The organism is Cellulomonas sp. P4_H4 (genome assembly GCF_056400865.1).
On sequence record NZ_JBFUKL010000002.1, the window covers coordinates 456,582 to 480,006 of the forward strand.

Here is a 23,425-nt window from a genome sequence, read left to right on the forward strand (position 1 = left end):
CGAAACGCTACGTTGCGTTCGCCATTTGGGCAACGATGAGTTTGCGATGACTGCACATCCATGCAGATCAGAGCGCACGAATCATTGCAATGATTCAGAATTCAACGCAACATCAGGACCGAGCCGACGTTGCAATGGACGATGAGTGAACGCTATGCTCCTGCTCTCGTCGGAACCATGGAGGTCGCGATGCCCGGAGGCAGGCTCACGCAGCAGGAGCGGCACCAGATCGCTCTCGGTCTCGCCGACGACCTGGCGTACGCGGAGATCGCCCGACGTCTGGACCGCCCGACCTCGACGATCACGCGCGAGGTGATGCGCAACGGCGGCCCGACCGCCTACCGCGCCGAGCTGGCCCACCGCGCCACCGAGCGTCGTGCCCACCGACGTCGGGCCGTGACGACGCCCGGATCTGCGCCGTCGTTCAGGGCCGACGGACGCGACCCCGACGCCGTGCGTGAGTACGAGGAGACGTTCACGACGCTGCTCATGGGGTCCGGGCTGCCCAGGATCGCCGCGGGGGTCCTGACCTGCCTCTACACGACGGATGCGGGAAGCCTCACCGCGTCCGAGCTCGTCGCCCGCCTGCAGGTCAGCCCGGCGTCCATCTCCAAGTCGATCGCGTACCTCGAGAGCCAGGGACTCGTCCTGCGCGAGCGCGACGAACGCCGGCGCGAGCGCTACGTCGCCGACGCCGACGTCTGGTACCAGTCGATGATCGAGAGCGCCCGGTCCAACGCCCGACTGGCCGAGACGGCGCGGCAAGGTGTCGGCGTGCTGGGCCCGGGCACGCCGGCCGCCGTCCGTCTGGAGAACGTCGCGCGGTTCATGGACTTCGTCGGCGAGAGCATCGCCCGCGCCGCGGAGCAGGCGCGCGAGATCCTCGTCGTGCAGCCCGCGCGAGTGGAAGGCACGCAGCCTTCACCAGCGGACGGGCGTACTGACGGCTAGGGCTCGGGTCAGGCGGCCAGGTGGAACGTGCTGGCGAAGCGGTCGAGCAGGTCGCCGCGCCCGTGCAGCACCTCGACCACGCCGTTGGCGATCGCCAGGTCCGGGGCGAGCTCGCCGGAAATGAGTTGGTGGATGCCGGGACCGGTGGCGAAGGCGAGGTCGACCGGCCCGTCCCCGCGCGCGACGGCGAGGGTGGACCCGTCGACCTGGATGAGCAGCCCGGTAGTGCCGAAGTGCGCGGCGTACGCGGTCGCGGGAAGGTCGGCCGCTACGAGCGGTCGGAAGGCGGTCCGCAGGGTCATGGTCATCGAGTCGGGCGTGATGACCTGCTCGTCGCGCGGGTCGCCCAGCGCCTTGAAGCCCCAGGCGCCGAGCGCGAGCACGACGGGTTCGAGCTCGCGCCCGTAGGGCGTCAGCTCGTAGATGATGATGCGCGAGCGTGGCGCCCGGCGGATGACGCCGGCCGCCTGCAGCTCCTTGAGCCGCGCCGCCAGGATGTTGCTCGGGATGCGGGGGAGCCCCGCGGCGAGCTCCCCGTAGCGGCGCGGCCCGACGAGCAGGTCGCGCACGATGAGCAGGGCCCAGCGCTCGCCGACGAGCTCCAGGGCCTGCGTGACGCCGCAGTACTGCCCGTAGTCGCGTGGAGACATCGGCCTCAGGCCTGCTGGGTCGCGAGGGTCTCGGGTTCGGGCGCAGCGGCCGACGGGTCGAACCAGCCGAGCTCGATGATGTTGCCGTCGGGGTCGGTGAGCTGGCGCTGGTACATGAAGCCGTAGTCCGAGGCGGGCCGCTCCTCCACGCCACCCGCCGCGAGCCCGTCCCTGACGGTCGCGTCGACCGCGTCGCGGCTGTCCAGGAACACTGCGACCGACACCGACGGGCTCACGGCCGGGTCGCCGAGCGGCTTGTCCGTGAAGGTCTGGAAGTACTCGCGCACCAGGACCATCAGGTAGCTGTGGTCCTCCTCGACGACGAAGCACGCGGCGTTGTGGTCCGACATCATCGGGTTGAGGGCGAACCCCACCCCCGCGTAGAACGCCTTCGCGCGCTCCAGGTCGGTCACCGGCAGGTTGACGAACATCGCGGTCATCTCGGTTGCCTCTCGTGTCCCTGGGATTGCTGACACGACGACACTTGCAAAAAACAAGTACGACGTCAACCCCTTCTCGCGCTCGGGCTACGGGGACTTCAGGCCGCGGTCCGGCTGGCTCATGTCCCCGGTCGTCGGGGCTGAGCCCGTCGGCCCGTACCGCAGCTGGACGACGCCGCTGCTGCCGGTCGCGGGCGGCTCGAGCAGCCGCAGCGCGGACGGGGTGGCGCCGTCAGGGAAGACCTTCTTGCCCTGCCCGAGCACGATCGGGTAGACCCACAGCGTCAGGACGTCGAACAGGTTCTCGGCCAGCAGCGTCTGCACGAGGTCGACGCTCCCGATGACGTGGACGTTCTCGTGCCGCTCGCACAGCGACACCACCTCAGCGGTGAGGTCGGGGCCGAGCAGCGTCGAGCCCCGCCAGCTCAGCGATGGGTTGCCTCGGCTGGCCACGTACTTCGGGATCGCGCCGAACTTGGCTCCGATCTCCCCGTCGAGCCCGGTCTCGTGCTGCGGCCAGTACGCCGCGAAGATGTCGTACGTCCGCCTGCCGAGCAGCAACGCGTCCATCGCGGCTATCCCGGCCCCGACCTGCTCGCCCACGAAGTCGTCGTCCAGCGGTGCCTGCCAGCCGCCGAACGGGAAGCCACCGGACCGGTCCTCGTCGGGAGCGCCAGGCGCCTGGGCGACGAGGTCGAGCGTGGTGAACAGGTCGATGTGCAGGCGGCCCATGGCGAAGCCTCCGGTCCGGGGGGTGGCGAAAACGGATCCGTCGAGCCTAGTCCGGCCGCCGCCGACCGGCGCGGGGTGCTGAGGCCCCGCGTTCAGGCTGCCTCGAGCGCCTCGTCGGCCCGCTCCGGGCTGCCCTCGGCGAGGCCGCGGTCGATGGCCCGGCGCGACGCGAGCCACAGCACGACGCCGACGACGAGCACGATGCCCTCCGACACGGTGAGCGACCAGATGATGCCGGAGAGCCCGAACCAGAGGTTCCCGACGATGACGATCGGGATGAACAGCACGCCCTGCGCCATCGACATGATGATCGCCGGACCGGACCGGCCGGTCGCCTGGAACAGCGACGTGAGCAGGCCGGTGAACCCGTTGACGACCATCGCGACGAGCTGCGCAGCGAGGACGGTGACGCCGATGGCCAGCACCGAGTGGTCGGCCGAGAAGGCGGAGAACACCTGCTCGCGCAGGAGGAACACGCTGGTCGCGGAGATCACGACGATGCCACCGACGGTCATCGCGGAGACGCGCAGCGCCGAGAAGAGCCGCGCCCGGTCGCCCTTGCCGTAGGAGTAGGCGAGCAGCGGAAGCACGCCCATCGTGACGCCCATGACCAGGAACTCGGGCACCTGCGCGATGCGGACGGCGACGCCCATGGCCGCGAGCGCGCTGTCCCCGTAGGCGGCGGCGAGGTTGTTGAGCACGAGCGAGGTGACGATGAGGAACGACGACTGGAACAGCTCACCGGCGCCCACGCCGAAGACGGGCTTGAGCACGGCAGGCGAGAGCGTGAACCACCGCGGCGCGAGGCTGATGTGCTCGCTGTTGCGCTGGAGCCAGACGACGAAGTAGATGACGACCCCGAGGTTCGCGAGGCCCATCGACAGAGCGACGCCGGCGACGCCCCAGTGCATGACCAGGATGAAGAGCACGTCGAGCACGACGCTCGCGACCGTGGATCCGATGAGCCCGATCATCACCTGCCGCGCGGCGCCCTCGGCCCGCACGATCTGCTCGAGGCAGAACGCCGCGGCGAGCACCGGGACGAAGGCGAGCAGCACGCCGACGAAGGCACTGGTCGCGGGCACGGCCGCGGAGTCCGCGCCGAGCAGGGAGACCAGCGGGTGCAGCAGGAGCAGCCCGACGACGCCGAGCACCGCACCGGTGAGCACGGCGCCCCAGACGGCGAACGACGCGACGTGCTTGATCGTGCCCGCCTCGGCGGGCTCGTGCTCCGAGGCGCCGAGCAGCCGGGAGATGAGCGCCCCGCCGCCGACGCCGAACACGCCGCCGACCGCCATGACGAGGCCGAGCAGAGGCGCGCCGAGCGTGACCGCGGCGAGCAGCGTGCTGTCGTGCTGGGAGCCGATGAAGCCGGCGTTGATGACGTTGTAGACGGCGCCGACGATCATCGCGGCGGCCATCGGCACGCACAGGTGCACGAGGGCTCGGGCGATCGGGGCGGCCGAGAGGTACCAGCGGTTGGAGCCGACGACGGCGGCCGAGACCGGGGTTTCGAGGGTCGTGGTGGTCATGACCGCTCCTTTCGGGCAGGTTCGATCGCGCGCCGGCGGGTGCCGGCGCGGCAGGGGGAGTGCTGGGGCTAGCGGGTGGGCTGGGGCAGCTCTGCGGTGATCTTGCTGAGCAGCGCGTGCAGCTGGGCCCGCTCGGCCTCGTCCAGCGGGGCGAGGATCGTCTCGTTGGCGGCGGCCATCGCGGTGTCGAAGCCGGCGATGAGCTCGGTGCCGGCCTGCGTCGCGAAGACGCGCTTGCTGCGCTCGTCGCCGTCCTCCGTGCGGCGTTCGACGAGGCCGCGGCGTTCGAGGCCCTGCAGGAGGCTCGAGACGCTCGCCGCGCTCGTGCGGCTCACCGCAGCGATGTCGCGCTGGATCGCACCGGGGTTCTGGACCAGGTAGCCGAGGACGAAGCTCTGCTGGTGGCTGAGCCCGCGCTCGCGGACCCAGTCCTCGCCGGCCTTGAGCTGGGCCCATCCGATCCAGCGGACCAGGTCGAGTGGGTGGGTGCTCAGTGGTGCGTTCATGATGAGAACACTAACTGTTTGATCTCTAACTGTCAACGATCGAATCATCAGACGTTCCGCGCGGCCCTGACCTGCACGGGCGCTCGGCGAGCGGCCGCTCGCTGTTCATCGGCGTGCCGGGCCGGGTCGACCCGGTGTTCACCACGAGTTGCGACCGTTCGGCGGCAGGGGGCAACTTGAGCGTGAGGGCAGTTCGTGGCCCGTTCATGCCAAGTCGGGCATTGACGACCAAATCAGCCGGTATCGCCCTCGACGGGCGCACGCAGGCAGTGAGAGGGTCGACTGACGACGCACGTCGGAGGGGCACCAGTGCTCGCATCTCTACGGAAGAGCCACGCTCAGCACCGAGCGCGCCCTCATCGCAACCGGCCGGCGTTCGCGTCGGTCGCTGCGGTGTCGGCCGTCGCGGTCCTGGGCGCGATTCTTGCGGCGCACCCCTTCGTCTCGTCGTCGCGCGCGTCCGACGTCGGGCTCACCTCGGCCGACCGGGTGCTCTCGGAGGGCCAGATCGCACCCCAGGCGGCGCCGACGGGCGCGGCTCTGCGGATGGCGCTGGCGCGTCTCGACGCGCGGCTGAAGGCGGCGGCGACGGCGACCGCCACGCTCGTCGGACACCCGCTCGTCGAGCCCGAGGCCGAGCCGGTGGAGACGTGGTGGATCACCCCGCCGACGGCCCCTGTGGTGCAGCATGTCGCGCAGCCCGTCACCGACGCGGCGCCGATCCCCACCGCCACGCTTACGGCCGAGCAGCTGCCGACCCGGGTCCAGGACGCCCGCGACGACGTCGCCGACGGTGACGTCACCCTGGCGGCGCGCACGGTCACCGGCGTCGAGACCGACGTCCTGCTCGTCGCCATCGACCTCGCGGACCAGTCGGCGCAGAACGCGGCGCTGTCCCGCCTGCTCGTCGGGTCCGACCCGCAGGTGAGTGCACTCGACGCGGCTGTCGGGGCGACCCACGCGGCCGCGGAGGAACGGGACGTCGTCCTGTCCGCCGAGTCCGCGATCCAGGCGCGCGACGCGGTCGCCGGCATCACCGCGGCCGCCCAGCAGAAGGCGCTGACCGCGGACGACGCCACGAAGGCCGCGATCGCCAGGGCCGAGCAGCAGGCTCGCTCGACCGACGGCTACGCCAACGGGAACATCCCGCTCGAGGTGCTCTGCCCGGTCGAGTTCGCCCCCCAGCACCACCTGCGGTGCGACGCGGCTGAGGCGCTCGCTCGGATGAACGTGGCCTACCGCGAGGCGTTCGGGCACGACATGGTCCTCAGCGGCTCGTACCGCACCTTCGCCGAGCAGGTCCGCACCAAGGCGGCCAAGGGCGGCCTCGCCGCGACGCCCGGTACGTCCAACCACGGGTGGGGCCTGGCGATCGACCTGGGCGACGGCGTCGGCAGCTACCGCTCGGCGCAGTACCTGTGGCTCAAGGCGAACGCCGTGCTGTTCGGCTGGCACCACCCGACGTACATGGACGAGGGCGGACGCGGTCCGCACGAGCCGTGGCACTGGGAGTTCGGCACGACGGACAACCGTGGCACCGGCACGTCGACGCCGATCCTGGTGAACGGGCAGCCGAATACGGAGACGCCGGTCACCCCGCCCGAGCAGCCCGCGGTCGAACCCACCCCCGTGCCCACGCCGACGCCGACGCCCACTCCGACCCCGACGCCCACGCGAACCCCGGAGCCGACACCGACGCCGACCGTGACACCCACGCCGACGCCGACGCCGACGCCGACGCCGACGCCGACGCCGACGCCCACGCCGACCCCGACGCCTGGCGAGACGCCGACCCCGACCGAGACGCCGACACCCGAGCCCCCACCCTCCGAGCCGGCCCAGGCGACTCCGACGCCGACCGGGGGATGACGAGCGCTCGGGGGAACCTAGCCCCGGCGCACCCAGAGCTCGGCCGCGACCCAGGCCCGATAGGTCTGCGCGCCCATCCATGCCTCGAGCGCGGCGGTCTGGCTGGCTTGTGCCTGGAGGGCGCGGACCTTCCGGTCGAGCAACGCACCGCTGAGCTGGACCTCCAGCACGACGTCCTCAGGTGCGGCGACCGGGGGTGGCGCCCATTCGTAGACGACCGCGTTCACCTCGGCGAACGGTGCGAGGAGCGCGGCGGTCATGGTCGGGGAGAGGACCGAGCACCGCTCGCCCAGGACGCGACGAGCCGCCTCGTGCGCCCAGTCGCCGACGGCGACGTGGTCGGGGTGCCCGGTCACACCGTCGCGCCCGAACGTCAGGACGGTGTCCGGGCGCACCCGGGCCATGATGTCGGCGACCAGGTTGATGCCGACCTCGGGGTCGACGTCCGGCAGCCCGCCGTCGGGAAGTCCGCACCAGTCGTGGTCCTCGACGCCGAGCTCGGCAAGGCTTGCGGCGATCTCGCGTCGGCGGATCTCGGCGAGCGAGGCGACGGGCCAGCGGGACTCGTCGGACGTCTGGCCGGCCTCGCCGAAGGTGGCGGTGACGACTGCGACGTGCGAACCCGCGGCCGCGGCGAGCATCGCCGTCCCCGCCATGAGGTAGCACTCGTCGTCGGGGTGCGCCCACACGCCCAGAACGGTCCCGAGGTCGGCCACCGTCAGGCGGCCGGTCATGTCGATGCCTCGTCGAGCGTCGAGCGGTAGTACGCGAGGGTCTGCTCGAGCATCTGGTGCGTGCCCGGTGTGAGACCGACGTCCGTGGCGGTACCCGGCCAGGTTGCGATCTCGGCCTCCACGTCGTCGCACCAGGTGAGCACGTGGCGGGCGAAGCCGGCGGAGAAGTGCATGAAGAGCACGTTGAGGTGCGCGCGTTCGGGGAACGGAGGAGCGTTCAGGTAGTCCTCCGCGATGACCACTCCGAGCTCGAGCTGCTCGAGGATCTGGGCGCGTGTCTCGGCGATCGTGCGCCTGAGCTGCTCGACGGTGCCCTGGTCTGCCAGGAACAGGCGGAGCAGTGCCTCGAACTCGACCTGCGGCGGCGCCGGCGGCTGGCTCTCCAGCCACGCCCGTACCTCCTCGCGGCCCCGCTCCGTCACCTCGTACTTGGTCCGGGAGCGGCCGCCGGTCTCCTCCTCCACCGCCGTCGCGAAGCCGTTCGGGACCAGGCGCTTGACCTCGTTGTAGAGGTTTGCCTCCGAGCGCGGCCATGCCCACCGCAAGGCCCGACGCATCTGCTGCGTCAGGTCGTAGGCGGTCCACGGTCGGATCGAGAGCAGACCGAGCAGCGCGCGCTGGGTGGTCGAAGGCGTGGGAGGCATGGGTTGACACTACTCCATATTTGAGTAACCATCGGTACTCCAAAGTGGAGCAACGACAAGGAGATGACCATGACAGTCCAGACGATGGACGCGACGAAGCTCGAGGCCTTCATGGGCCGAGCGGTGACCGACCTGGCCGCAGCGGAGAGCTCGGCCGCGACGTACCTGGGTGACCGGCTCGGGCTCTACCGGGCGATGGCGTCCGGGGAGCAGCTGACCGCGGGCGAGCTCGCGGCGCGGACGGGGACCAACGAGCGGCTGGTGCTCGAGTGGCTGCGCAACCAGACGGCCGGCGGCTACGTCGAGCACGAGGCGGACCTGTTCCGCCTCCCGCTGGAGCACGCGGAGGCTCTCGCGAACGAGGCGTCGCCGTACTTCCTCGGCGGGGCGTTCGAGATCGTCGCCGCGATCTGGGCCGACGCCGACCAGCTCGAGCTCGCCTTCCGGGGCGACGGCTCGTTCGCGTGGGGTGCGCACGACCCTCGGCTGTACCGCGGGGTCGAGCGGTTCTACGGGGCCACCTACCGGTCGAGCCTGGTGCAGGGCTGGCTGCCGGCGCTGGACGGCGTCGTCGAGCGGCTCGAGGCAGGGGCGAGGGTCGCGGACGTCGGGTGCGGCTACGGCCTGTCCACGAACGTGATGGCTGCGGCCTTCCCGCGTTCGACGTTCGTCGGGTACGACAACCACGGTGCCTCGATCGTGGCTGCCCGTGACCGCGCCCGGCAGGCGGGGGTGGCCGAACGGGTCCGGTTCGAGGAGCTCGCGGCAGCCGACGTGCCGGCCGACGGCTTCGACCTCGTCTGCTTCTTCGACGCCCTGCACGACATGGGCGACCCGGTGGGCGCAGCCGCGGCGGCACGCCACGCGCTAGCCGCCGACGGTGTCCTCATGGTCGTCGAGCCCCGTGCCGGTGACCGTCTCGACGACAACGTCGGACCGGTCAGCCGCACCTACTACGCGGGATCGACGTTCCTGTGCACCCCGGGCGCGCTCGCTCAGGGCGGGCAGCACGCGCTGGGTGCGCAGGCGGGGCCGGCGGCGCTGACCGAGGTGCTCCACGCGGCTGGCTTCAGTCGCGTTCGCGTCGCGGGGGAGACGCCGTTCAACCTCGTGCTGGAGGCGCGCCCCTGAGCTTCGGGGTGCGTTCGTGAGGCCCGTCCCGCGTCGCGGCGGCGGGCCTCACGCACGTCAGTCGTCCAGGCTCCCCATCGTCAGGTTCACGGTCGACCCGGTCATGCCGCTCGCGCGGTCCGAGGCCATGAACACCGCGACCTCGGCAACCTCGGACAGGGTCATCACGCGCTTCGGGTGGGTGCTTCCCGCCAGGTAGGCCTGGAACTCCTCCCAGGACGTCCCGGCGCCCTTGAGCTCCCAGACGTGCTTCATCGACGCTGCCTCGGGGATGCCGTGCGGACGGACGCCGACCACGCGCACGCCCGACGGTGCGAGCTCGACCGACAGACCGCGCGTGAGGGCCTCCTTGGCCGCACTCCCGGGACCGTAGCCGCCGATGAGCCGGCTGCCTGACCTCGCCGGGAGCGCGGTGACGGTCATGATGACGCCCCTGCCGGCGGCGACCATGCAGCGGGCTGCGGCCTGCGCGGTCAGGAAGTACGAGAGTGCGTAGTCGCGGACCGGGCGGACGAACGCGTCGGGGGACAGGTCGAGCAGGGGGATGCCGACGGTGTCGTCGTCAGGCAGGCCGATGGCGTTGAAGGAGACGTCGACCCGGCCCGCCCGGTCGATCACCGACGACATGTGGTCGGCGACCTCCGACGGCGAGAGCGCGTCGACCGGCTCGATCCCCGGGGCGGCGGTGCGTCCGGTCGCGAAGACGCGGGCTCCCTCGCGTTCCGCGGCCCGGGCGAACGCGCCTCCGATCGCCCCGCCAGCGCCGTAGACCACGACGACCTTGTCCTCGAGCAACATTCCCGGCCTCCTCACTCGCCCGGTCGGTCCGGGACGTCGAGGATGTAGACACCGGATCGGCGCAGGACTGGGCGCCCAGTTCGGTGCACAGCCGGTGTCCGTACGAGCATGGAGAGAGCACCAGTGGTGGAGGACCTCGTCGAGCTCGCCCGCGCGGGCGACGCGCGCGCGTTCCGGGAGGTGACCGAGCCGCACCGCCGCGAGCTGCTCGTGCACTGCTACCGCATGCTCGGGTCCTACCAGGACGCCGAGGACGCGCTGCAGGACACGTTGCTGAGCGCGTGGCAGGGGATCGGCGCGTTCCAGGGCCGGGCCTCGCTGCGCACCTGGCTGTACCGGATCGCGACCAACCGCTGCCTGAACCTGCGGCGGGCGGAGAGCCGGCGTCCCGCGCAGGAGTGGAACGTGCCCGGGGTGACGCCGCCGGAGCCGAGCCGCCTGGGCGAGGTGGTCTGGCTGCAGCCGTTCCCGGACGACCCGTCCGAGCGCGTCGAGCGGAGCGAGGACCTGTCGCTCGCGTTCGTCACGGCGCTCCAGCTCCTGCCACCGCGGCAGGTGGCCGTCCTGGTGCTGCGCGACGTGCTCGGGTTCCCCGCGGCCGAGGTCGCCGACATGCTCGACACCAGCCTCGACTCGGTGAACAGCGCGCTCAAGCGTGCGCGGTCGCGTCTCCCCGCGCCCGAACCCGTGGTGGCGCCGAGCGACGCCCTCGTCGCCGAGTTCGTCCGGGCGTACGAGGCTGCCGACGTCGACGCGGTGGTCGCGCTGCTGACGGACGACGTGTTCATCTCCATGCCGCCGATGCCGTTCGAGTACGAGGGCCGCGCGCTCGCGGCGGGCTTCTGCGCGAGCATCCTCGGCACAGGACGTCGATTCTCCCTGGTGCCGACGAGGGCCAACGGGCAGCTGGCGTTCGGCACCTACCTGCACGGTGCCGACGGGGTCACGCACGGCACCGGACTGCTCGTGCTGACGGTGCGCCAGGACGGGATCAGCGCGCTGACCCGGTTCGAGAGCTCGGTCCTCGCCTGGTTCGGACTGCCGCGCACGGGGCCGAGCCGCACCTGACCTGGGCGCCCGTCCGAGTGAACGCGGGACCCGCATCACGCCGTGGAGCACCGCCGGCCGATACGCTCCGCCCTCACCATGACAACGACGTCGACACCTCGCGGCCGTGCCCTCCTGAGCCGCCCGGACTACCGCGCACCCCTCGCAGCGGCCCTGACCGTCCTCCTGCTCGTCGCCGTCTTCGCGCTCGTCGACCCGTCGGGACTGCTCGCACCCGTGGGTGGTCACGGGCTGCCGCTCGTCGGCACCGGCGGCGTGTTCCGCTGGGCGCCGCTGCTGATCGGGCTGCCGATCACGCTCGTCGGGACGGCGTTGCCGGTCGCCGTGGTCGCCCGCGCGGGCCGACCGGTCTTCGTCGTCACCTGGGCCGCGACGGTCGGCGCGGTCTCCGTCGCCGCTGCCGTGACCGGGTTCGTCATCGCCCTGCCGACGGTGGGGCCGAGCCTCAGCATCCTCGACGCCCTCCGGTTCGCCTTCACCACCTCCGGGTTCGCGGGGTTGAAGGGCCTCGTCGCGGGTCCGCTGGTCGCGGTCGTCGCGGTGCTCGCCCACCGGTCCACCCCGCGTGGCGCGCGGCGCCGGGCCGCGGTGCGCCAGCCCGTCCTCGTCATGCTCGCGGTGATGTCCCTGGCCGCGGTCGGGTTCGCGGCCACCGCGTGGCGCGGGGGTTCGGTCGGCTACGCGTTCGTCGGACCGCTCGTCGCGCCGACCGTGTCCGCCGGCGTCCTGGGCACGCTGGCCGGGATCGCGCTCTTCGGGCTCGTCTTCGCCTGGCTGGTCCGGCGGTGGGCGACGAGCGGTGTCGTCGTCGCGGTGTGGCTCGCGGCCGTGGTCGCCGGGGTCGTGCTCGGCTTCGTGGACGCGATCATCGCCGCCGTGGCCTACGCCGGGTCCGACAGCTGGTGGTTCGCCACCACGGTCATCAGCCTGGCGACCGGCATCGGCTACGGCGTCACGGTCGGGCTGCTCGCCGCTGCGGTGACGTGGGCGGTGCGCCGGGTCCGCCTGCCGCACCTGCCTCGGCTCGTCGTCGCCGCTGTGGCCGTCGTGCTCGTCGCGATCCCGCTCGTGCTCCCCGCGCCCTCGCCCAGCAGCCCGTCCGCCGTGGCGCCGGTGCAGGCGACCGGTGTGCCGCGGCTTCAGCTGCTGCCCGGCGACCCGCCCGTGATCGGCGACGAGACGGGGCGGCAGGTGCTGCTGCGCGGCGTCAACGTCAACCAGCTCATCGACTACTACCTGCGCCACCCCGACGTCCCCGCCACGGGCCCGCTGACCGACCGGGACTTCGCCGGGATCGCCTCGATGGGCTTCAACGTCGTCCGCCTCGGCATGTCCTGGTCCCGGCTCGAGCCGATGCGGGGCGAGTTCGACGAGCGCTACCTCGACAAGATCCGCGCAGCGGTCGTGACGGCCAAGAAGCACGGCATCTACACCGTGCTCGACCTGCACCAGGACGCCTGGGGGAACGCGCTGGCCGCGCCCGACGAGGAGTGCGGTGGCGGCACCTCGCCGACGACCGGGTGGGACGGCGCCCCGACGTGGGCGACGATCACGGACGGCACCCTGCACTGCGAGTTCCTCGCGCGCGACCTCGCTCCGGCGGTCGCCACCGCGTTCAGCAACTTCTACACCGACCGTGACGGCATCCAGACCGAGCTGGTCCGGACATGGGCCAAGGTCGCGCAGGAGTTCGCCGACGAGCCTGCCGTCGCCGGCTACGACCTGCTCAACGAGCCGGGAATCGGCACGAGCCCGCCCATCACGTCGTCCCTGCTGCTCGGGCGCTACTACGACGAGGCGATCACCGCGATCCGCGCCGCCGAGTCCGCCACGCCCGGTGGGTTCGCGCACCTGGCGTTCTTCGAGCCGAGCGTCCTGTGGTCCGGGCTCGCGTTCGACGTGACGCCGCCGCCAGGGTTCACCGACGACACGCAGATCGTCTTCGCCCCGCACCCGTACTCCGAGTCGATCACGCTCGACCAGAGCCTCGGGTTCACCATCGCGTCGATCGAGCGGAACCTGAGCGTGTCGAAGGACGCGGCCCGGTCGTACGGCGCCGCGCTGTGGGCGGGCGAGTGGGGCTGGTTCGGGGACCCCGCGGTCGACGGCGCGAAGGTCGAACGGTTCGTGACCGCGCAGGACGAGCTGGGCATCGGTGGCGCGTTCTGGGTGTGGCGGCAGGGCTGCGGCTCGCCCGAGACGGGCGACGACGCGACGAGCTCCGGCAACTTCGTGTCCGTCGACTGCCAGACCGGTGAGCTGTCGCCGCCTCCGGAGGAGTACGCGACGCCCTTGACTCGCGCGTACCCGCGGGTGTTCCCGGGCACGATCGACTCACTCGTCTCGGACGCCACCCAGGTCGGCCTCTCGTTCGCCGCGACGTCGGACGACGACGCCGTGAGCTGCGACCTCGACATCTGGGTGCCCGGTGCGGCGGAGCCGTCGCTCGACACGACCGGAGTCACCGACGTGTCCGTCGACCAGGTGCCCGGCGGCTGGCAGGTCACCGGCTGCGCGACCGGCAGGTACACGGTCTCGGCCTCGTAGCGCTCGGGGCGTGGGTGTCGTCGGTGCATGGCAGGGTGACCGCGTGACCGACGCCACCCGCGACGATGCCCTGGCCGTGCTGCGCCGGCTCGTCGGCAACCCCGACGCCCAGTTCCACGAGGGGCAGTACGAGGCGATCGAGACGCTCGTCGACGAGCACCGACGGGCGCTGGTCGTGCAGCGCACCGGGTGGGGCAAGTCGGCGGTGTACTTCGTCGCGACGATGCTGCTGCGTGCGCGGGGCGCGGGCCCGACCGTGCTGGTGTCTCCTCTGCTGGCGCTCATGCGCGACCAGGTCGCGGCCGCGGAACGGGCAGGGGTCCGGGCGGTCGCGATCAACTCGACCAACGCGCACGAGTGGGAGTCGCTCCTGGGCGCGCTCGACGCCGACGAGGTCGACGTGCTGCTCGTCTCTCCCGAGCGCCTGAACAACCCGTCGTTCCGGGAGAACCAGCTGCCCGCGCTCGTGCGCAGGCTCGGGATGCTGGTGGTCGACGAGGCGCACTGCATCAGCGACTGGGGCCACGACTTCCGGCCCGACTACCGGCGGCTGCGGGACCTGATCGCGCAGATGCCCGCGGGCGTCCCGGTCCTCGCGACGACGGCGACCGCGAACAGCCGGGTCGTCGCGGACGTGGCCGACCAGCTGGGCGGTTCGTCGGTCCTGACGATCCGCGGTCCGCTCGCGCGAAAGTCCCTGCGCCTCGGCGTGCTCCGGCTGCCCGACGCCCGGACGCGGCTCGGCTGGCTGCTCAGCCACCTCGCGGACCTGCCGGGGTCCGGGATCATCTACACGCTCACCGTGTCCGCGGCCGATGACACCGCACGCCTGCTGCGCGAGGCCGGACACCAGGTGCGTGCCTACACGGGCCAGACCGACCCGGCGGAGCGCGAGGACCTGGAGGCTGCGCTCAAGGCCAACGCGGTCAAGGCGCTGGTCGCGACGAGCGCGCTCGGCATGGGCTTCGACAAGCCCGACCTCGGGTTCGTGCTGCACCTCGGAGCGCCGTCATCACCGGTCGCCTACTACCAGCAGGTCGGCCGCGCGGGCCGTGCGACCGCCAGCGCCGACGTCCTGCTGCTGCCCGGCCCCGAGGACCGCGACATCTGGCGGTACTTCGCGACGGCCTCGATGCCGTCGCAGGACCGGGCCTCACGGGTGCTCCGCGAGCTCGCGGACGGGTCGACCCTGTCGACGCCTGCGCTCGAAGCGTTGGTCAACGTCCGCCGGACCCAGCTCGAGCTGCTGCTCAAGGTGCTCGACGTGGACGGCGCGGTGCGGCGCGTGAGAGGCGGCTGGGAGTCGACCGGCCAGCCGTGGACCTACGACGCCGACCGGTACGAGCGCATCGCGGCCGCACGCGAGGCAGAGCAGCAGCACATGCTCGACTACGAGCGCACCGACGGGTGCCGGATGGAGTTCCTGCAACGCACGCTCGACGACGACACCGCGACCCCGTGCGGTCGCTGCGACTCGTGCGCCGGCGCGTGGTACCCCCTCGACGTGGTGACGAGCGCCTCGGACGAGGCCGCCCGCGCGATCGACCGGGTCGGCGTGCCCGTCGAGCCGCGTGCGCAGTGGCCCGTCGGCGTCGCCGACCGCCTGGGCGTCCGCGGCAACATCGCCCCGGGTGAACGGGCTCTCGAAGGTCGCGCCCTCGCCCGGCTGACCGATCTGGGCTGGGGGAACGCGCTGCGCGAGATCTTCGCGGCCGGCGCCCCGGACGCGCCCGTCACGCCGGCCATGCTCGCCGGCTGCGTCCGGGTTCTCGCACAGTGGGGCTGGGACGAGCGACCCACCTCGGTGGTCGCCATGCCGTCGCGGCGGCGGCCGTCGCTCGTCGACTCGCTCGCTCGTGGCCTCGCCGAGGTCGGCCGCCTGCCCTACGCCGGTGCCCTGACGCTGCGCGACGGCGGCCCGAGCGGTGAGCCCGGCGGCAGCAGCGCGTTCCGTCTCGCCGCCGTCTGGGAGCGGTTCGACGCCTCGGGTATCGACCTTCCGCCGGGTCCGGTGCTCCTCGTCGACGACCTGGTGGACAGCAGGTGGAGCATCACCGTCGCCGCCCGCGAGCTCCGACGGGCCGGCGCGCCCGCGGTCCTGCCCTTCGCGCTCGCCCTTCGCGGCTGAGTCGTCGCCGCGCGGGCCATTGGGCCCCCAGGCGCAACGGTCAGCGGCCCCCGAGCGCGTCGAGCTCGGACTGCAGCTCCTCGAGCGGTGCGCGCCGGGCGGCTGCGGACGCAGCGCGCGCGTCGATCGTGCCCGCGACGACGGCGTCGACCGTGTCCCGGTAGCGTGCCGCGCTCACCTCGACGGCCTCGACCGCGGCGATCAGGAGCGCGCCCAGATCGTCCACGTCGATCTCCAGCTCGCCCAGCAGGACGGGCATCCGGTAGGCGATCGACCCTGACGAGAGGTCGACCTCGAGCGTGGCGTCGAGCAGGTCGCTGGACAGGCGCAGGACGAACGCGCCGACGACGTCCATCCTGGTCGGCGGCACCAGGCTCGGGTGCACGACGAAGAACGTCACGCCGCGAGTGATCGGGCGGACCACGGCGAGGACGTTGCTGATCGCGGGGTCGTCCGACGCGATGTCGATCGCGTTCAGGCTCGCGTCGATCTCGAGGTCGCGACCCGCCGACGCGAGCGCCTCCGCGACCAGGGTCAGGAAGGGGTCCTCGGTCACGGCTTCCCCGACGGACTGGCGGACACCCAGGTGGACCCGGTCGGTGCCGGCGTCGCCTTGGTGGCCTTGTTCTGCAGAGCCACGCGCAGGAACTCGATCCACTCGGGCGGGTTGCGGCGCGGGGTGCGCTTGAGCTCGGCCTCGATGCCCGCGACGGTCAGCGCATCCGTGAACGTCTTGATCTCCACGGGGCTGGACTGGTCCTTGAGCTGCAGGTCGCCGACGACGCACACGATGCCCGACGGCAGCTTCTCCGCGGACCCGAGCGCCGCGGTCTTCTCCTTGAGCATGCCGCGGTTCTCGGAGCTGAACATCTGCTTGATGCGCCAGCCCAGGCCACGGTCGGTCTTCTTGTTGTCGCCGAGCTTGCCCTGCTTGGCCTGCTCGTTGCGCTTGTTCTTCAGCTCGTCGGTCTCTGCCCACGCCTCGGCCACGCCGCTCAGCGCGCCGGTCACGGGCTTGGCCTTCTTCTTCAGGTCCTCGAACACCGACTGCGGGTCCGCGTTGGTGTCCATGCCCTCGAGCACGACCGCGCGGATCTTGAGCAGGAGGGCGTCGTTGCTCGTCTGCTCCTCCTTGGCGTCCGGCTTGGCCTTCGGGTCGAACGGCTTGACGGGTCTGGGCTTGATCTGCCGGACGTAGTCGGGCGTGATCGGCTTGCCGTCGATCCGGTAGTTGGAGAGGAACTGCTGCGCGGTCTTGTCGCCCGCGGCGGCCTTCATGATGATCCCGTCGACGGCCATCTTCGGGTGCTTCTTCAGCTCGTCCTCGGCGCCGCCCTCGAGGTGCATGACGGCGGACTCCTTCTCCGCGGTCTTGGCCATCATGTTGAGGATCTTGCTGGCGATGTAGTGGGCGATGGAGTGCAGGTTGTCGATGACGGTCGTTGCCGCCTTGAGCGCCGCGGGCACGCCGAACCCGCCCGCGGAGGCCACCTGGGCGACCGACGTGCTGAAGTTGATGATGTTGACGCCGAGCGACCAGCACTGCTGCTCGAGGTGCTTGGTGTACACCTGCGACACCTTCATCAGCGGGTAGACCATCACGTTGACCTTCTCGCCGCTGCCCGCGCGAGCCTCGAACATCGAGATGTCCGTCTCGCGCTGCCGCATGCCGGCCATCGCCACCTCGGTCACACCACGTGCCATCCCGAGTGCCGACGACGCGATGTCGAGGCCCGGGATCACGGACTTCACGCCCGCGGACACGCCCGCATCGATCGTCTTGGCCAGGTTCGCCGAGCTCCGGGCGACGCTGACCAGCCCGTCCAGACCCACGGCCCCGGCCTTGGCGGCCTTGAGACCCTCGTACGGGTCCTTCGTCGTCCACGACTTCTCGATCGAGTCGCACATCTGGTAAGCCGACTGGACCGCGGTCATCAGCCCGCTGAGGATGCCGGTGACCTGGCTGATCCCGAACTTCGCCTTCGACGCGTCGGACTCCGGGAGCGTCTGCTCCTTCCAGTCCCGCTGGCCCGTGGCGAGCTGCTTGTCGGCGCGCATGCCCGAGCGGACCGCCTCGCCCGTGCCCTGGTCGACGAACCCGGGCAGGTGGGTCGTGAACTCCTTGTCCTTCACGATGCCCTTGTCCGCGCGCAGCTTCTTGTCCTGCTTGCTGCCGATGAGACCCGCGATCCCGCCGCCGACGCCGTTGATGACCGTCTTGCCGATGCCCACACCGGTGCCGACGTCCTTGATGGTCTGCGCCGTCTCGGAAGGCCCCTGGGGCGCCTTCTGCGGACCGCCGCGCTGGGCGGGATCGAGGAGCATGAGGTTCTCCTCCATGGTCGCCTCGTCGCGCTTGGCCTGCTTGTCGCGTGCGGCGACCCGGCCCTCGGCCGCCGTGAACGCGGCCTGGTCCAGCGCGCCGTCCTTCGGCGGCAGGAGCGCGGCCTCCTTGGGCGGCAGCTGCTTCTTGATCAGCTCGTACGCCTCGTCCTGCGCCAGGACGTCGCTGCGCTTGGGGTCCTTCTTCATGAGGTCGTTGCGGTGCGTGACCATGCGCTCGTAGGCGGACTCGACCTCCTTGGGGAGCATCTTGACCTTGAGGACCGCCTTCTCCTCCTCGGCGGCGCTCGTCACGACCTCGCCCTCGGTCCGCGCCTGCCGCACCTGGATCACGAGGCGCTCGGCGGCGGTCTCACGAGGCGGGCGCACGGCCTTGAGGTCGTCGTACTCGCCCTTCCACACCTGGTCGTAGGCGATCTCGGCGCGCTTCTCGTCGGAACCGCCGAGCTTCTTGTCCTTGAGGTGCGCGAAGACCTCGCGCTCGCGCTCGAGGGCCTCCTCGAACCGGGCGTGCAGGTCGTCCATGCGCGCGCCGGTCGCGTCCTTGCCGAGCGGCACGTGGCCGACGTCGTTGACCTTGCCGGCGACCGGCGTCTGGGGTGCGTCGTTGGTGGTGTCGTACAGCTCGGCGGTCATCGCCGCGCGTCCGGCGACGCCCTCCTTGCGCGACTCCTTGAGCTGCGACTTCTCGGTCGCCTCGGTCTTCTTGCTCTGCTTGGCGCGGACGGCCTTGGCCTCTTCCTCGCGCTTCGCGGCAGCCTTGGCGGCCTTCTCCTCGGGTGTCTTCTTCTTGCCGAAGAGGCGCCTGGTCGTCGAACCACCCTCGGTGAGGACGTGCGCGATCTCGTGGGCCAGGACCTGCTCGCCCGCAGGCGTCTCGGGGGCGAACCTGCCCGCTCCGAAGAAGATGTCGTTGCCCGTCGTGAACGCCTCGGCGCTCATCCCCGCGCTCAGCTGGCCGGCCTCCGCGCCGTCGTGCACCCGGACGTGGCCCAGGCCGGTGCCGAAACCGGTCTCCATGCGTCGACGGACGCCGTCGGGGAGCGGGGACCCGCCGCCGCGGGCAGCCTCGATCCGTGCGGTCGACGACGAGTCGAGCGCGCCGCCCTCGAGACCGAGCATCGCTGTCGGCGTATGCGTCGCGGACCGTCGCAGGTGGCCGCAGCCGGGGTCGTGCGCGTGCACGTCGCTGGCGCTGTCTGTCGTCGCCGGTGCGGTCGTGCGGTGCAGACGTTCCAGCGCCGAGTCGGCCATCTGGTCGGCGGCGTGCTCGGCCGGGTCCTGCGCGTGCCCGACGGTGAGGCCGGCGACGGGCGCCACGGACGACGGGGCGGCGGCGAACCTCGTCGCCTGCTCCGGGGCAGGGGCGGGACGCGCGCCCATGGCGACGGGTACGCGTGCGTCGTGGCTGCTCAACATGTCCTCCGGGCGTCCGGGTACGGCTCAGCGGCCCCCCACCGGCACTAGCGTGCCCCGACGCCCCGTGGGTCAGCATCCGTAAGGGCTACGGAGGTTGCCGTGTCCGATGGAGATCACCCGTTCGCCGCCCGCGCCGGACGTCCGTCCGGGTTCCGGCTCCTCGTGGGGCATCCCTATCGTGGGTCCGTGAGCTCGCTCGGTCGCCATCTTCGCGAAGCCCGGTTGCGCGCCGGTCTGAGCCAGGGCGACCTGGCGCGCGTGATCGGCGTGCACCCGACGTACGTGTCGCACGTCGAGCGCGGCAAGCGCTCGCTCGGCGTCGACGTGCTGGGACGGGCCGCGGCGGCGCTCGACGTGACGCCGGAGTTCCTGCTCGACGGCGAGCGGGCGCTTGCGTATCGCGCGGTCGACGACGCGATCGCCGCCGCCCGACAGCTCTCGAGGTCCGGCTCCCCGCTCGCGGCGGCCGAGCTGCTCTCGGAGGTCGACGTGACGCAGGTGGACCTCGACACCGCGGCCGAGGTCGGCCTCGCGCACGCCGAGGCGCTCGACGTCGCCGGTGAGCTCGAGGCGTCCGTCGAGGTGCTGGAGGGGGTGTTCGCGACCGTCGCCGGTGCCCGGCGCTACCAACTGGCCGCCCGGGCCGCGATGCGGGTGGTCATGGCACTGACCGAGTCGGCCGAGCTGCAGCGCGCCGTCGTCCGCGGCGAGGAGCTGCTGGCGATGCTGCCCTCGTCGGTCGCGGGGACCGACGAGGTGGTCCGGCTCGAGTCGACGCTCCTCTGGGCGCACATCGCGCGCGGCGACGCCACCTACGCGCGGTTCCGCGGCCAGCTCCTGCTCGAGCGCACGCGACTCCAGGGCAGCGATCGCGCCGTCTCGTCCGTCCACTGGAACCTGGCGTTCGTCGACGAGGCGCTCGGCGACGTGCCGTCGGCGCTCGGCCAGCTCGACGCGGCGATCGCGCTGACCCAGGTCGACGACGTCAACCGCGACCTGCCCCGCCTCCGGCTCGATCGTGCGTTCCTGCTGGTCAGCGACGACCCTCCGCGCCCGCACGAGGCGCTCGGGGAGCTCGACGTGGCCCAGGCGGCGCTCGAGGTCGACGAGTCCTCCGTCGAGCTGGCCCGCGCGTCGTCCGTGCGCTCGCGGGCGTCGCTCCAGCTCGGGGACGCGCACGCCGCGCAGCGGCACGCCCGCCGAGCGCTCGAGCTGCTGGGCGACGGCGTCCGCCGTGACGCGGTCGCAGCGCACGAGGTGCTCGGTGACGCCTTGCTCGCTCTCGGAGCCCGCCCCGAGGCCCGGGCCGAGTTCCGACGGGCAGCAGACCTGATGGACATGATCGTCTCGGGCCGCCACGCGGCGACTCTGTGGCGACGGATCGGCGACAGGCTGCGGCTCGCGCAGGACCAGGACGAGCGCGTCATCGAGGCGTACACCCGCGCGCTCACGGCGGCGGGCGTGCGTGGTTTCGTGCCGTCGGGTCGGTGGTACTGAGGCGCTAGCCCACCTCGTCCGTCCAGCGGGTGTCCGCCGTGCGCCGGCCGAGCTTGGTCATCTCGCGCACGGTGGCGCCGCGGACGTCACGCATCCCGATCACCCGGTGCTCCGCGACCGCGTCGTACGCCGCCGCGAGGACGATGTTGCGGATGTCGCCGCCCGCCAGCTCGAGGCCGGCCAGGAAGCTCACGTCCATGGGGTCGCCCGGGTCGGTGTCCGGGAGCTGCGCGAGGTGGTGCTCCCAGAGCATGCGCCGCGTCGGCTCGTCGGGGTCGGGGAAGTGGATCATGAAGTGCAGCCGCCGGGCGAACGCCGGGTCGAGGTTGCCGCGCAGGTTCGTCGCCAGGACCGTGATGCCCTCGGACGCCTCCATCCGCTGCAGCAGGTAGGACACCTCCTGGTTGGCGTACCGGTCGCGGGCGTCGGACACCGAGGAGCGGCTCCCGAACAGCGAGTCGGCCTCGTCGAAGAACAGCACCGCGTTGAGCGACTCGGCCTGCGTGAAGACCCGTTCGAGGTTCTTCTCGGTCTCGCCGATGTACTTGTCGACGACGGACGACAGGTCCACCTGGAACAGGTCCATGCCGAGCGAGTCGGCCACGACGTGCGCGGCGAGCGTCTTGCCGGTGCCGGGGCTGCCCGAGAAGAGCGCGCAGATGCCCGTCCCCTTGCCGCCCTTGCCCTGCAGCTCGCCGAGCGCGAGGACGTCGTCGCGGTCGCGTGCCCAGCCGATCAGCCGCTCGACCTCGCGTCGGGTCCGCTGGGGGAGAACGAGGTCGTCGAGGGTCGCCGGGGTCCCGCTCGTACGCACGCGTGGACCGTGCGTGTTCCCGAGCCGCCGTGCGGCCATGCGGACGTCGTCGGGCGTCACGGCCCGCTCGTCCCGCGCGGCGTCGGTCTCGGCCCGGCGACCGACGGCGCTGATCTCCTCGGGCGTCATGCGCAGCGTGAGGACGTCGCGCGTCGTCGCGTCCGGCCCGACGACGCGGTACCACTGCTCGGCGCGCTCCTCCTGGGTGAGCCGCGTGGCGACGACGGCCGCGGGCAGCCGTACGGACCACCGCGGGTCCCAGGCGGAGCGCCCGACTGCCACCACGGGGACGACAGAGTCGAGGTCGCCCAGCAGGTGGGCGGCGAGGTGGGCGCCAGAGAGCACCAGCACGCTGCCGCCGAGCGCGGCCTCCAGCACGAGCGCCCGCGTGACGTCGCGGACCTGCGTCGGGTCCGGTCCGAGGCCCGGTTGTACGGGCAGCCGTTCCAGGTCGCCGACGAGGCAGCCGACCTCGACCTCTCGGCAGGCGGCGACGGCGAGCGCGATGCCGGCGGTGCCGATGGGGGAGTGAACCCACACCAGCTGCTCACCGTGCGCGAGGGCGCCGGCGACGTCGAGGTATCCGGCCACGTCCACGGGTTGCGGCTCGCGCAGGACGCGGGCCACGTCGTCCGGCACGCGGTGCGACCCGAGAAGTCGCGCGACGACGCGGTCGGGCATCCGCAACCGACGCGCCAGCAGGACGTCGTCACCCTCGAGCGTCAGCAGCCCACGCCGCCGCAGGGGGCTGTCGTCGGTGAGGCTCGCTCGCGCAGCTGCGTCGACGACGCTCGCGCCCGCCAGCTCCAGGGCGAGCGCTGCCGTCGGACGTCCCGGTCCGTCGTCCCCCGACAGCAGGCCGACGAGCAGGTGCGCGCTCGGGTGCAGCTCGGCCAGGAGCGCGACCTCGAGCAGCGACCTCTCGGTCGTCGTCAGCCCGAAGATGTCACCCACCGTGGCGAGGTGCTGCCGTGCCGGCCCGCCGGGGTCGTCGGTCTCCACCGCCGCCAGTGCGGCGAGCGCGCGCTCGCGGCCCGGCCAGCCCGCGCGTCGGTCGACCGCGGCGGCCAGGGCTGCGGTCAGGGACCGGCCGGGCTGGTCGGTCGTGGTGCTCATCGGGTCTCCTCGCGTCGTCGCCCCGTACTCTCGCCCGCGCACCCGTGTCACGTCGAGGGCACGCCGGAAAACCGGAGGGCGATCACCCTGACGGGTACGGCCTGCGGGTGAGGTTCAGCCGTTTTCCCGGGAGTGAACGCTTGCGCGTGCTCGTGTTCGACACTGTTCGATCCTGTTCTGTCTACATGAATGTCACGAACGTCGTCTTATACCTGACGAATGGGCTTCCGCGCGATAATCACGTGAGGCCGCCTACGACTCTTTCCACTGCTCCAATTGACAAAACACGGCCCCGCCCTGCCGCATGATCACGCGCATCGGACGCGTGCTGCGTCACGGATCGAATTCGCCAAATAACCCCATTGGACGTTTGACCAGCACTCGTTTGTGCCTCAGACTCGTTCCTGACGGTGCGTATCGCCTGCCCCCTGCGCGGTGCGCACCGTCTTGGCTTCACGAAGGGCGCGGCGGATCACCAGATCCGGACCGCGCCCTTCGTGCGTCCG

The 23,425-nt window shown here is 71.9% G+C and carries 18 protein-coding genes; 7 read left to right on the top strand and 11 right to left on the bottom strand.

All coding sequences use genetic code 11. The features are described from left to right. The first annotated feature begins 189 nt into the window (after nucleotides 1-189). Nucleotides 190-951 (top strand): helix-turn-helix domain-containing protein, encoded by a 762-nt coding sequence (locus AC1DPN_RS08385; RefSeq protein WP_477084592.1) that lies wholly within the window; start codon nucleotides 190-192, stop codon nucleotides 949-951. 8 nt (nucleotides 952-959) lie between these two features. On the opposite strand, the gene AC1DPN_RS08390 is transcribed toward AC1DPN_RS08385, so the two are convergent. The 5 genes from AC1DPN_RS08390 to AC1DPN_RS08410 all read right to left on the bottom strand — a co-directional run bounded on the left by AC1DPN_RS08390 (nucleotide 960) and on the right by AC1DPN_RS08410 (nucleotide 4,811). Beyond that, the gene (locus AC1DPN_RS08390) at nucleotides 960-1,601 is read right to left on the bottom strand and encodes a winged helix-turn-helix transcriptional regulator (protein ID WP_477084275.1); all 642 of its coding nucleotides are present in this window, start codon (nucleotides 1,599-1,601) and stop codon (nucleotides 960-962) included. 5 nt (nucleotides 1,602-1,606) lie between these two features. Continuing rightward, the gene (locus AC1DPN_RS08395; RefSeq protein WP_477084276.1) at nucleotides 1,607-2,041 is read right to left on the bottom strand and encodes a VOC family protein; all 435 of its coding nucleotides are present in this window, start codon (nucleotides 2,039-2,041) and stop codon (nucleotides 1,607-1,609) included. Between the two features lie 87 nt (nucleotides 2,042-2,128). Continuing rightward, the gene (locus tag AC1DPN_RS08400) at nucleotides 2,129-2,773 is read right to left on the bottom strand and encodes a dihydrofolate reductase family protein (RefSeq protein WP_477084277.1); all 645 of its coding nucleotides are present in this window, start codon (nucleotides 2,771-2,773) and stop codon (nucleotides 2,129-2,131) included. Nucleotides 2,774-2,865: 92 nt separating this feature from the next. Next, entirely contained in the window at nucleotides 2,866-4,305 is a 1,440-nt protein-coding gene (locus AC1DPN_RS08405) for an MATE family efflux transporter (RefSeq protein WP_477084278.1), read from the bottom strand. A 68-nt stretch (nucleotides 4,306-4,373) separates the two neighbouring features. Next, on the bottom strand, nucleotides 4,374-4,811 hold the full coding sequence (locus tag AC1DPN_RS08410) for a MarR family winged helix-turn-helix transcriptional regulator (protein ID WP_477084279.1): 438 nt from the start codon (nucleotides 4,809-4,811) through the stop codon (nucleotides 4,374-4,376). 393 nt (nucleotides 4,812-5,204) lie between these two features. On the opposite strand from AC1DPN_RS08410, the gene AC1DPN_RS08415 reads away from it, so the two are divergent. Then, nucleotides 5,205-6,680 carry a M15 family metallopeptidase gene (locus AC1DPN_RS08415; RefSeq protein WP_477084280.1) on the top strand — a complete coding sequence of 492 codons (1,476 nt, stop codon included), beginning with the start codon at nucleotides 5,205-5,207 and terminating at the stop codon, nucleotides 6,678-6,680. Nucleotides 6,681-6,697: 17 nt separating this feature from the next. Here the strand turns inward: AC1DPN_RS08415 and AC1DPN_RS08420 are convergent, their stop codons facing one another. Together AC1DPN_RS08420 and AC1DPN_RS08425 are read right to left on the bottom strand one after the other, a co-directional pair. Further along, the gene (locus tag AC1DPN_RS08420) at nucleotides 6,698-7,414 is read right to left on the bottom strand and encodes a PIG-L deacetylase family protein (RefSeq protein ID WP_477084281.1); all 717 of its coding nucleotides are present in this window, start codon (nucleotides 7,412-7,414) and stop codon (nucleotides 6,698-6,700) included. Beyond that, nucleotides 7,411-8,058 carry a helix-turn-helix transcriptional regulator gene (locus AC1DPN_RS08425; protein WP_477084282.1) on the bottom strand — a complete coding sequence of 216 codons (648 nt, stop codon included), beginning with the start codon at nucleotides 8,056-8,058 and terminating at the stop codon, nucleotides 7,411-7,413. Before AC1DPN_RS08425 ends, AC1DPN_RS08420 begins: the two co-directional genes overlap by 4 nt. 69 nt (nucleotides 8,059-8,127) lie before the next feature. On the opposite strand from AC1DPN_RS08425, the gene AC1DPN_RS08430 reads away from it, so the two are divergent. Further along, entirely contained in the window at nucleotides 8,128-9,189 is a 1,062-nt protein-coding gene (locus tag AC1DPN_RS08430) for a class I SAM-dependent methyltransferase (RefSeq protein WP_477084283.1), read from the top strand. 57 nt (nucleotides 9,190-9,246) lie between these two features. Here AC1DPN_RS08430 and AC1DPN_RS08435 read toward each other — a convergent pair whose 3' ends face one another. Continuing rightward, nucleotides 9,247-9,987: an SDR family NAD(P)-dependent oxidoreductase gene (locus AC1DPN_RS08435; RefSeq protein ID WP_477084284.1), complete on the bottom strand. Its 741-nt coding sequence runs from the start codon at nucleotides 9,985-9,987 to the stop codon at nucleotides 9,247-9,249. A 108-nt stretch (nucleotides 9,988-10,095) separates the two neighbouring features. On the opposite strand from AC1DPN_RS08435, the gene AC1DPN_RS08440 reads away from it, so the two are divergent. The 3 genes from AC1DPN_RS08440 to AC1DPN_RS08450 all read left to right on the top strand — a co-directional run bounded on the left by AC1DPN_RS08440 (nucleotide 10,096) and on the right by AC1DPN_RS08450 (nucleotide 15,730). Further along, nucleotides 10,096-11,055 (top strand): RNA polymerase subunit sigma-70, encoded by a 960-nt coding sequence (locus AC1DPN_RS08440; protein WP_477084285.1) that lies wholly within the window; start codon nucleotides 10,096-10,098, stop codon nucleotides 11,053-11,055. 78 nt (nucleotides 11,056-11,133) lie between these two features. Next, nucleotides 11,134-13,602: a glycoside hydrolase family 5 protein gene (locus AC1DPN_RS08445; RefSeq protein WP_477084286.1), complete on the top strand. Its 2,469-nt coding sequence runs from the start codon at nucleotides 11,134-11,136 to the stop codon at nucleotides 13,600-13,602. Nucleotides 13,603-13,645: 43 nt separating this feature from the next. Then, nucleotides 13,646-15,730: a RecQ family ATP-dependent DNA helicase gene (locus tag AC1DPN_RS08450; protein WP_477084287.1), complete on the top strand. Its 2,085-nt coding sequence runs from the start codon at nucleotides 13,646-13,648 to the stop codon at nucleotides 15,728-15,730. A gap of 40 nt (nucleotides 15,731-15,770) precedes the next feature. On the opposite strand, the gene AC1DPN_RS08455 is transcribed toward AC1DPN_RS08450, so the two are convergent. Then, complete coding sequence (locus AC1DPN_RS08455; RefSeq protein WP_477084288.1) at nucleotides 15,771-16,286, bottom strand: hypothetical protein; 516 nt, start codon at nucleotides 16,284-16,286, stop codon at nucleotides 15,771-15,773. Then, nucleotides 16,283-19,492, bottom strand: coding sequence for an eCIS core domain-containing protein (locus AC1DPN_RS08460; RefSeq protein ID WP_477084289.1), 3,210 nt, complete (start codon nucleotides 19,490-19,492; stop codon nucleotides 16,283-16,285). The genes AC1DPN_RS08455 and AC1DPN_RS08460 overlap by 4 nt, the downstream gene beginning before the upstream one ends. Before the next feature lie 186 nt (nucleotides 19,493-19,678). Here AC1DPN_RS08460 and AC1DPN_RS08465 point away from each other — a divergent pair, with 186 nt between their 5' ends. Further along, nucleotides 19,679-20,989 (top strand): helix-turn-helix domain-containing protein, encoded by a 1,311-nt coding sequence (locus tag AC1DPN_RS08465; RefSeq protein WP_477084290.1) that lies wholly within the window; start codon nucleotides 19,679-19,681, stop codon nucleotides 20,987-20,989. Between the two features lie 4 nt (nucleotides 20,990-20,993). Here the strand turns inward: AC1DPN_RS08465 and AC1DPN_RS08470 are convergent, their stop codons facing one another. Continuing rightward, complete coding sequence (locus AC1DPN_RS08470; protein WP_477084291.1) at nucleotides 20,994-22,919, bottom strand: ATP-binding protein; 1,926 nt, start codon at nucleotides 22,917-22,919, stop codon at nucleotides 20,994-20,996. Nucleotides 22,920-23,425 lie beyond the last annotated feature (506 nt).

Coding starts and splice junctions, on each gene's coding strand:
- AC1DPN_RS08445 (WP_477084286.1), top strand. CDS start 11,134: ATGACAACGACGTCGACACCTCGCGGCCGTGCCCTCCTGAGCCGCCCG.
- AC1DPN_RS08470 (WP_477084291.1), bottom strand. CDS start 22,919: ATGAGCACCACGACCGACCAGCCCGGCCGGTCCCTGACCGCAGCCCTG.
- AC1DPN_RS08420 (WP_477084281.1), bottom strand. CDS start 7,414: ATGACCGGCCGCCTGACGGTGGCCGACCTCGGGACCGTTCTGGGCGTG.
- AC1DPN_RS08440 (WP_477084285.1), top strand. CDS start 10,096: ATGGAGAGAGCACCAGTGGTGGAGGACCTCGTCGAGCTCGCCCGCGCG.
- AC1DPN_RS08390 (WP_477084275.1), bottom strand. CDS start 1,601: ATGTCTCCACGCGACTACGGGCAGTACTGCGGCGTCACGCAGGCCCTG.
- AC1DPN_RS08395 (WP_477084276.1), bottom strand. CDS start 2,041: ATGACCGCGATGTTCGTCAACCTGCCGGTGACCGACCTGGAGCGCGCG.
- AC1DPN_RS08385 (WP_477084592.1), top strand. CDS start 190: ATGCCCGGAGGCAGGCTCACGCAGCAGGAGCGGCACCAGATCGCTCTC.
- AC1DPN_RS08430 (WP_477084283.1), top strand. CDS start 8,128: ATGACAGTCCAGACGATGGACGCGACGAAGCTCGAGGCCTTCATGGGC.
- AC1DPN_RS08400 (WP_477084277.1), bottom strand. CDS start 2,773: ATGGGCCGCCTGCACATCGACCTGTTCACCACGCTCGACCTCGTCGCC.
- AC1DPN_RS08425 (WP_477084282.1), bottom strand. CDS start 8,058: ATGCCTCCCACGCCTTCGACCACCCAGCGCGCGCTGCTCGGTCTGCTC.
- AC1DPN_RS08410 (WP_477084279.1), bottom strand. CDS start 4,811: ATGAACGCACCACTGAGCACCCACCCACTCGACCTGGTCCGCTGGATC.
- AC1DPN_RS08405 (WP_477084278.1), bottom strand. CDS start 4,305: ATGACCACCACGACCCTCGAAACCCCGGTCTCGGCCGCCGTCGTCGGC.
- AC1DPN_RS08460 (WP_477084289.1), bottom strand. CDS start 19,492: ATGTTGAGCAGCCACGACGCACGCGTACCCGTCGCCATGGGCGCGCGT.
- AC1DPN_RS08435 (WP_477084284.1), bottom strand. CDS start 9,987: ATGTTGCTCGAGGACAAGGTCGTCGTGGTCTACGGCGCTGGCGGGGCG.